Consider the following 6,874-nt stretch of genomic DNA (forward strand, 5'->3'; position numbering starts at 1 on the left):
TGTAAAATCTCGTTTAAAACTTAAGGCACTAAATGACAGCACTTCTGGTAGCCGAATACATAGGCATCGCCTCGGCCGCTACGAGCGGATTTATCTTTGCGGTTAAGCGCGACTGCGACTGGCTGGGTATCTTTATCGCCGCGCTTCTAACCGCGCTTGGAGGCGGATTTATGCGTGATGCTATCGTATCGCGCCCGCCGTATTCGTTTACGCACTACGCTCCGTGCATTATCGTGATGGTCATGCTCTTTCTCTCGGCGTTTTTGCGCATTCACAAGCGAAGCGATATCGAGAAAAAATTCCTCTTTGTAACCACCGATGCCGTGGATTTGGTGAGTTTTTCTATCGTTGGGGCGATCGTGGCGCTGCAGTTTGGCTACAACGTCTTTGGCGTCGTGTTGCTCGCGCTTTGCAACGGCGTGGGCGGAGGCATGGTACGCGATATGTTGTTTAACGAAGTACCGTGGTGCCTAAAAACCGGGCTTTACGCGACGGTTAGTATCGTAGTGGGACTGCTTTATTTTGCGATGGATTACGCCGGGCTTACTAGCGTGTTTTGGGTGATGGGGCTTTTGGCGTTTGGTATCGTGTTTAGGCTTGCGGCGTATTATCTTGGCTGGCATTTGCCTAAGCTATAGAAGTGAAACCGCTTTATTTTTGACGAGGCGCTAAATTTATAGCGCAACGGTAGCTTTTTGCTTGCGTGAAAGCAAGCCCGGGCGCTAAATTTTTATGCGCCTGCGCCCTGGGTCGCCGCGCAATCCTAGAATTTTGCTTTCGGGAGCGCGGGTACGTCTACGAAGTTAGTCGTGTGGTAGCCGGGAGGAGTCACTTCCGTAGGAAATGCTTTTTTTAAGAGGCTTCTTAAAATATCGCACCTTCTATCCTCTCCGTCATTCATCATGCCGCCTATATGCCCTACGTTTCCAGCCGCTATGGTTATACCGGGTCTTGCCGGATGTTCAGGTGAAAAATAAACGTTGTCTATATTGGAGGATGCTATATATACGCACATTTTTCCAAAAGCCATACTTGCTTTATTTGAATATATAGGTACAGCAGCTCCATCTAGCGGGAGCACAAGGGTGCCTTGTATCCCACCTGAAAAAGTAGCCCAGCCTTTCGGAAATAGCTGATATGTGTCCTCTGCGATCTCTACTCCGATACTTGATGTTGCCTCTACGGGTCCCCATAGACTAGAAGGGATGGGGTAGGCTTTAAATTTTATGTTACTATTGCCCGTAGCGGTTACGTGATTAATTACGTCGTTTACCGCGGTTTTGATCTGCGTAGCCATCGCGACCGCCCACGCTTCGTCTCTGCTTGCTTGCAGTCTAGGTATGGCCACGGCGGCTAGGATACCTATTATGACGATGACGAATATTAACTCAATCATCGTAAACGCGCGAAAGAAATTCGTCCTTTTTGAATGCGCCGGTTCTATTTTATTCTCTCTTGCGATATAATTTTGTTTCATACTTCTCCTTTTGTAGTCTAAAATTTCGCAATTATATCTAAATATAAAATTAATTCCAAATAGAAGTATAAAAAAGGATGTGAGATTTAGATTAATTCGTCGACGAAAGCGCAAAATCTAAATTTATAAAAGCCGATATGCGAAGGATAACGCTAAACGCGTTAAACTAGACAAGAGTTTGCAAGAGGGCGGCCGAGGACGCGCTAAAACCGCGCGCCTAAGCCGCTAAATTTTACTTCTCAAACGCCTTTTCTACGCTAAACGGAAACGCCTGATAGCCCATCGCGTTGGTCATTTTGATTTCGATCGACGGCTCTTTTGCGCCCCACTCAAACTCGTTGATGTGAGGGCTAGGCACGCCGACCGGGCGACCTTTGGCGATGTCAAACTGCATGCCCGCGACCGCGGAGTAAACCATCACGCTATCAAGGTCGTCTTGATACTGCGCTAGCGAAGTAACCGAGCTGTACCACTCGCTGCCGCGCTGTTTGCCGTACTCCCAGACCTGCTCGACGGTTTTAGCTTTTTCGTCGATTTTATAAACGACCGCGCGGGAGTATTTCATGCCCGCCATTGCAGGCTGCTCCATGCCGCGAGTGTCGCCGTTGTCAAAGACGGTGAGATAAACGAGCCCTTTTTTAGACTTGCTATCGATGCGAAATGCCGTATGCTGCGTCCACTGCCAGTCAAATCCGCCTTTCTCGCTCTCATATCCCGGGCATTTTGAGTACTCGTCCTCGCAGACGATTTTTTTGCCGTCTTTATCTACAGGCTGGAGCAAGTAGCCCTTAAACTGATCCTTCCAACCTTTGTGCGCGCCCATTATCCACTTGACTTTTTTGTCGCGGCCGATCTTGATGACGGCGTCTTGGTGGCGGCTGGAAATGATGATGCTATCGTCGCTTGGATCATAATCCACGCTATTTACGTGCGCCCAGTTGCGTCCGGGGCCCGAGCCCACGATATCGCCCCATTTTTCGTTCGTATCCATCGCGGCTAGCTCGTCCGAGCTAGCGGTATGGCCTGCCTTGCTAGCGTCGATATTTAGGCACACCGCGCCCTGGTCGAGCGTTTTTAATACGATATCGCGGTATGGATCTAAAATTTCATACAGCCTAAAATCATCCACGACGTTGCCGTCTCTATCGACCTCGACGATGACGTCGCGCACGGTGCGGACGTTTTTGCCGTCGGCGCGTTTATAGTTGGCGTTTGCCGCGCGAAGGAAATAATGCCCGTTTTGCGCCACGTCCATAGAGTGCGAGAAGTCGTTGTAGCCCGCAGGTAGCTCGCGGTTAAAGATTTCGCGGCCCATTATGTCGTATTTGGCGTATCTTTGGCCGTATCCCCACGTCATCGCGCCGTCGTCGTTTTGCTTAAAGCCCATCATGACGCCCGCGCTAAACGGCTGCTTGAGGTCGTAAATTTTACTCGGCTCCAGATACCAGCGCACCTCGCCTTTTGTGTCTAGCACGAAGTTGTTCGGGCTGTAGTTCCACTCGATCGCGCCACCTGCGGGGTTGTTCCACACGACTTTGGTACCCTTGCCAGTTTTATTTACGAAGTTATTTACGTAGTAGAGGCGGTTGGCAAATTTGGCACTCGGAGCTTTCACGACCTCGATTTTATCAAACAACGCGCCCTTTTGAGACGGCATGCCCGAGCTTTCTAGATAAATCGCAGGCGCGTAAATTTTATAGCTTTCTTTTATGCGCTCGGTTTGGCCCTTATAAATTTTATCGTACTCGACCTCGACGGTGTTTTGGTAGTCCGGATATAGTCCGAAAACAGGTATTCCGCCGTGCGTGCGAAGGTGCTTGTCGGCGACCTTATAGCTGATAACCTGACCGCCCGGTTTTGGCACGATAGTGACTTTTGCATTTGCTAGCGTGTAGCCGCCGTTTTTGATCACCGCCGTTAGAGGCGCGATGTCGTACGGATTAACGACCACTTCGCCGATCTTGCCCGGGATGCCGTAGTCTATGTGCGCGCCGCTAGGTCCGCCGATAGCTAGCGCGCTAGTAGCTAAAACACCGCTAAGCGCCACTGAAAGCATGATACTCTTTTTCATTTCGTCTCCTTTTGTGGGTTTGACGAAATTATAGCGAGGCAGACTTGCTTAAAAATAACGCAAAACTTAAAATTTATTTAAAATTTTTGAGTAGAAGTGGTATTAGGCGGCGCATTTACCGCCTAAAATTTAGTCTAAATTTTTAAAGTATTTGTCGCTATTTTTCTCGACGTGCTTGATGTTAAAATGGACGAATTTATATCCGCCAAAAAGCGCCAAAACCCAAAGAAAAAGAAAAACTATCGCTTCTATCATTTTTATCCTTAATATGCGTGATGATCGCGCTCTATCTCGCTTGCGGTGATCTTTTTGCTATCCATCGCGCGCCAAACCGCGACGATATAGCCCAAAACTACGGGTACCAAAAAGCTTACGTAAAACATTACGTTTAGCGTGTAGCGGCTGGAGCTTGCGTTTTTGATGGTTAGCGAGCTTTGCAAATCGCTAAACGACGGATAAAATGCCGTGCCGTTTAGCCCCGATATCAAAAATAACGCGGTAACTACGAGCACGACGCCCGCGCCAAAAGGCACGATGCCGTAGATGCTTTTCGTAAACGCACCCTTAAATACGCCAAACAGCACGCCGCAAACGCCCGCGACCGCCGCAACGGCTATTATCGGCATATCGGCGAAATTATGAGCGTATTTAAACGCGACTACGGAAACTTCGCCCGCTTCGTCGTAACCAAAGCCCGGCTTACTGAGCACCCAAGCGGCAAAAGCTAGAAAAAACGGCAAAAACAAAATCGTATTTTTTAGCGCCGCTTTTCTGGCGCTAGCTCTTATCTCCTCATCGTCGATGTTGTTGATGAGGTAGAGCGCTCCGCCTACGCGAGAGAGAAAAAACACCGCGATGCCTAGCGGATAGAGCATGATGTTGCCTAGCGCTTCAAGTCCTCGAAACGGCGTTTGCCACTGCACGAAGTTGTGCTCGTTTAGTAAAAAGTCGCTGCCCGAAAAAAACGTGCTAATCGCCATGCCGATGAGTATAACGCCCAAAGAGCCGTTAATAAAAAGGAAAATTTCATAGGTTTTTTGGCCCAGGAAGTTATCCGGTTTTTTGCGGTACTCGTAGCTCACGGCTTGGAGGATAAAGCAAAACAAAATCGCCAGCCACACCCAGTACGCGCCGCCGAAGCTTGTCGCGTAAAATAGCGGAAACGCCGCGAAGCACGCGCCGCCGAACATTACGAGCGTGGTAAAAGTAAGTTCCCATTTGCGCCCGATAGAATTTATCACCATGTCCTTTTGAAGCTCGTTTTTGCAAAGCCCAAAAAGCAGCGTCTGCCCGCCCTGAACGAACATCATAAACACTAGCAAACCGCCTAGCAAGCTAACTACGCACCACCAGTAAATTTGTAAAAATTCTAAACTAAGCATGGTTTTCAAATCCTATTTTTATCTGTTTTAGCATGATTTTTATCTCGGCTATCAAAAGCACCGTAAATAAAACGGCAAATAGCCAGAACGAAATTTTGATGTTGGTGTCGGCCAAATTCGTCGCTCCCACGCCCACGGTCATGAGGTCTTGCACGACCCACGGCTGGCGCCCTACTTCGGCCACTATCCAGCCCGCCTCGATCGCTACCAGTCCTAGCGGGATACTAAATACGCACGCCCACAACAGCTTTTTGAAATTTTCGATATCGTTTGCCATCGTAAGATACGTAACGACCAAAAATAATGCCAAAAAGTAAGTACCAAGAGCCACCATCAAGTGAAAGCTATAAAACGTAATGCCGACCGGCGGTACGGCGCTTTCCGGGGATTTTAGATAGCCGTAGCCTAGAAATTTCATATTTTGAGCCAGAGTTTGCTCGGCTTGCTCCATCGCGGCTTTATCGCCCGATTTTTTAGCGGCGTTGTAGCTAGCTAGCGCGCTAACTGCTAGCGAGCCTTTGGCCATCTTGCTTGCGACGCTCTCGATATTTTGCGCTTCGTTGCCGTAGACTAAATCCTCGATGCCCGGAGTAAAACTGTCGAATTTTCTAGTAGCCATGATTCCAAGCGCGTAAGGCACTTTTAGTTCGAGCAAAAATGCGTCCTTGCCGTCGCCATGTTTTTTAGACGGATCTAGTACGCCCATCGCGACTAGGCCGGCATTTTGTTCGCCTTTATAAAGGCCTTCCATCGCGGCTAGTTTCATCGGCTGAGTACGAGCGACCTGATATGCGCTCTCGTCGCCGCTAAACATCAAAAACAGCGACGTCGCAAGCCCGAAACTTGCCGCTACGACGATGGATTTTTTAGCCATGATTAGGTGGCGTCCTTTTAGGATAAACCACGCTGAAATTCCTATCACGAAAAGCGCGCTAGCGACGTAGCCGCTAGTAACGGTGTGTAAAAATTTGATGATGCCAACGGGGCTAAGCGCTACCTCGAAGAAATTTTCCATTTCCATTCTAGCGGTTGCTGGGTTAAATTTCATACCCACCGGATACTGCATCCAGCCGTTTGCGATGAGGATCCAAAGCGCGCTCAAATTTGAACCGATAGCCACGAGCCAGGTCGAGATGAGGTGGAATTTCTTGCTAACCTTATCCCAGCCAAAAAACATAACGGCAAAAAACGTCGCCTCCATAAAAAACGCGAGCAAGCCCTCGATAGCTAGCGGCGCGCCGAAGATGTCGCCGACAAACCAGCTGTAGTTCGCCCAGTTGGTGCCGAACTCAAATTCCATTATGATACCGGTAGCTACGCCGATAGCGAAGTTTATACCGAAGAGTTTGAGCCAAAATTTGGTGATTTTTAGCCACTGCTCGTTGCCGGTTTTGACGTAGATGCTCTCCATAATGGCAATGATAAAACTAAGTCCCAGCGTGAGCGGAACAAACAAAAAGTGGTAAATCGCGGTGAGCGCAAACTGCGCGCGCGACCAATCGACCGAAGCGATATCGGGCATCGTTAAATCCTCCTAAGTATTTCCCGAGGACGCCATTTAAAGAGCCGGCAAAATTTCGACTCGATGAACTATACGTCCTATCTACGCCTAAATTTTACGCCTTAACCTTCAAATTCGCCTCGCGATATTTTTGCCTTGTTTAAATTTTATTTTAATTCATTTCAAAAAGTGTGAATTATATTACGAAATTTCCATTTTACGCTTAAATTTTATAAATTTGGCTATTTCGCTTTGTCGGTTAAATTTTCGATCACGAAGTCGCTTTTTTGCTCGTCGCTCGTAAATTTTGTATTTAGCGTTTCGTTAAAGAAAAAGACTTTCAAAATGCCGAACATTATGAGAAGCTTTACTAAAATTATCAGCCACAGCCGCCTGCCGACTTTCATATTTTTAAAGCCGTCTACGTATAAATTTAAGATATT

General features: G+C 48.0%; 7 protein-coding genes. 1 reads left to right on the forward strand and 6 read right to left on the reverse strand.

The window, feature by feature from the left end; translation table 11 throughout:
• Positions 1–32 precede the first annotated feature (32 nt).
• On the forward strand, positions 33–638 hold the full coding sequence (locus QZ147_RS07560; RefSeq protein ID WP_295148884.1) for a TRIC cation channel family protein: 606 nt from the start codon (positions 33–35) through the stop codon (positions 636–638).
• A gap of 125 nt (positions 639–763) precedes the next feature.
• Here QZ147_RS07560 and QZ147_RS07565 read toward each other — a convergent pair whose 3' ends face one another.
• The 6 genes from QZ147_RS07565 to QZ147_RS07590 all read right to left on the reverse strand — a co-directional run.
• Entirely contained in the window at positions 764–1,477 is a 714-nt protein-coding gene (locus tag QZ147_RS07565) for a type II secretion system protein (RefSeq protein ID WP_295148886.1), read from the reverse strand.
• Positions 1,478–1,709: 232 nt separating this feature from the next.
• A complete protein-coding gene (locus QZ147_RS07570; RefSeq protein WP_295148887.1) occupies positions 1,710–3,548 on the reverse strand; it encodes an aryl-sulfate sulfotransferase in 1,839 nt (612 codons plus the stop codon).
• A 129-nt stretch (positions 3,549–3,677) separates the two neighbouring features.
• The gene (locus tag QZ147_RS07575) at positions 3,678–3,803 is read right to left on the reverse strand and encodes a hypothetical protein (RefSeq protein ID WP_295148889.1); all 126 of its coding nucleotides are present in this window, start codon (positions 3,801–3,803) and stop codon (positions 3,678–3,680) included.
• Positions 3,804–3,811: 8 nt separating this feature from the next.
• A complete protein-coding gene (gene cydB / locus QZ147_RS07580; RefSeq protein ID WP_295148890.1) occupies positions 3,812–4,939 on the reverse strand; it encodes a cytochrome d ubiquinol oxidase subunit II in 1,128 nt (375 codons plus the stop codon).
• Positions 4,923–6,452, reverse strand: coding sequence for a cytochrome ubiquinol oxidase subunit I (locus tag QZ147_RS07585; protein WP_295148892.1), 1,530 nt, complete (start codon positions 6,450–6,452; stop codon positions 4,923–4,925). The genes cydB and QZ147_RS07585 overlap by 17 nt, the downstream gene beginning before the upstream one ends.
• Before the next feature lie 221 nt (positions 6,453–6,673).
• A partial coding sequence (locus QZ147_RS07590) for a DUF4492 domain-containing protein (RefSeq protein WP_295148893.1) occupies positions 6,674–6,874 on the reverse strand: 201 nt, incomplete at its 5' end.

This window comes from uncultured Campylobacter sp., assembly GCF_905371695.1.
Taxonomy (GTDB): domain Bacteria; phylum Campylobacterota; class Campylobacteria; order Campylobacterales; family Campylobacteraceae; genus Campylobacter_A.

Excerpts from the sequence above, each read along its gene's own strand:
- QZ147_RS07560 (WP_295148884.1), top strand. The coding sequence starts at position 33 with ATGACAGCACTTCTGGTAGCCGAATACATAGGCATCGCCTCGGCCGCT.
- QZ147_RS07565 (WP_295148886.1), bottom strand. The coding sequence starts at position 1,477 with ATGAAACAAAATTATATCGCAAGAGAGAATAAAATAGAACCGGCGCAT.
- QZ147_RS07570 (WP_295148887.1), bottom strand. The coding sequence starts at position 3,548 with ATGAAAAAGAGTATCATGCTTTCAGTGGCGCTTAGCGGTGTTTTAGCT.
- QZ147_RS07575 (WP_295148889.1), bottom strand. The coding sequence starts at position 3,803 with ATGATAGAAGCGATAGTTTTTCTTTTTCTTTGGGTTTTGGCGCTTTTT.
- QZ147_RS07585 (WP_295148892.1), bottom strand. The coding sequence starts at position 6,452 with ATGCCCGATATCGCTTCGGTCGATTGGTCGCGCGCGCAGTTTGCGCTC.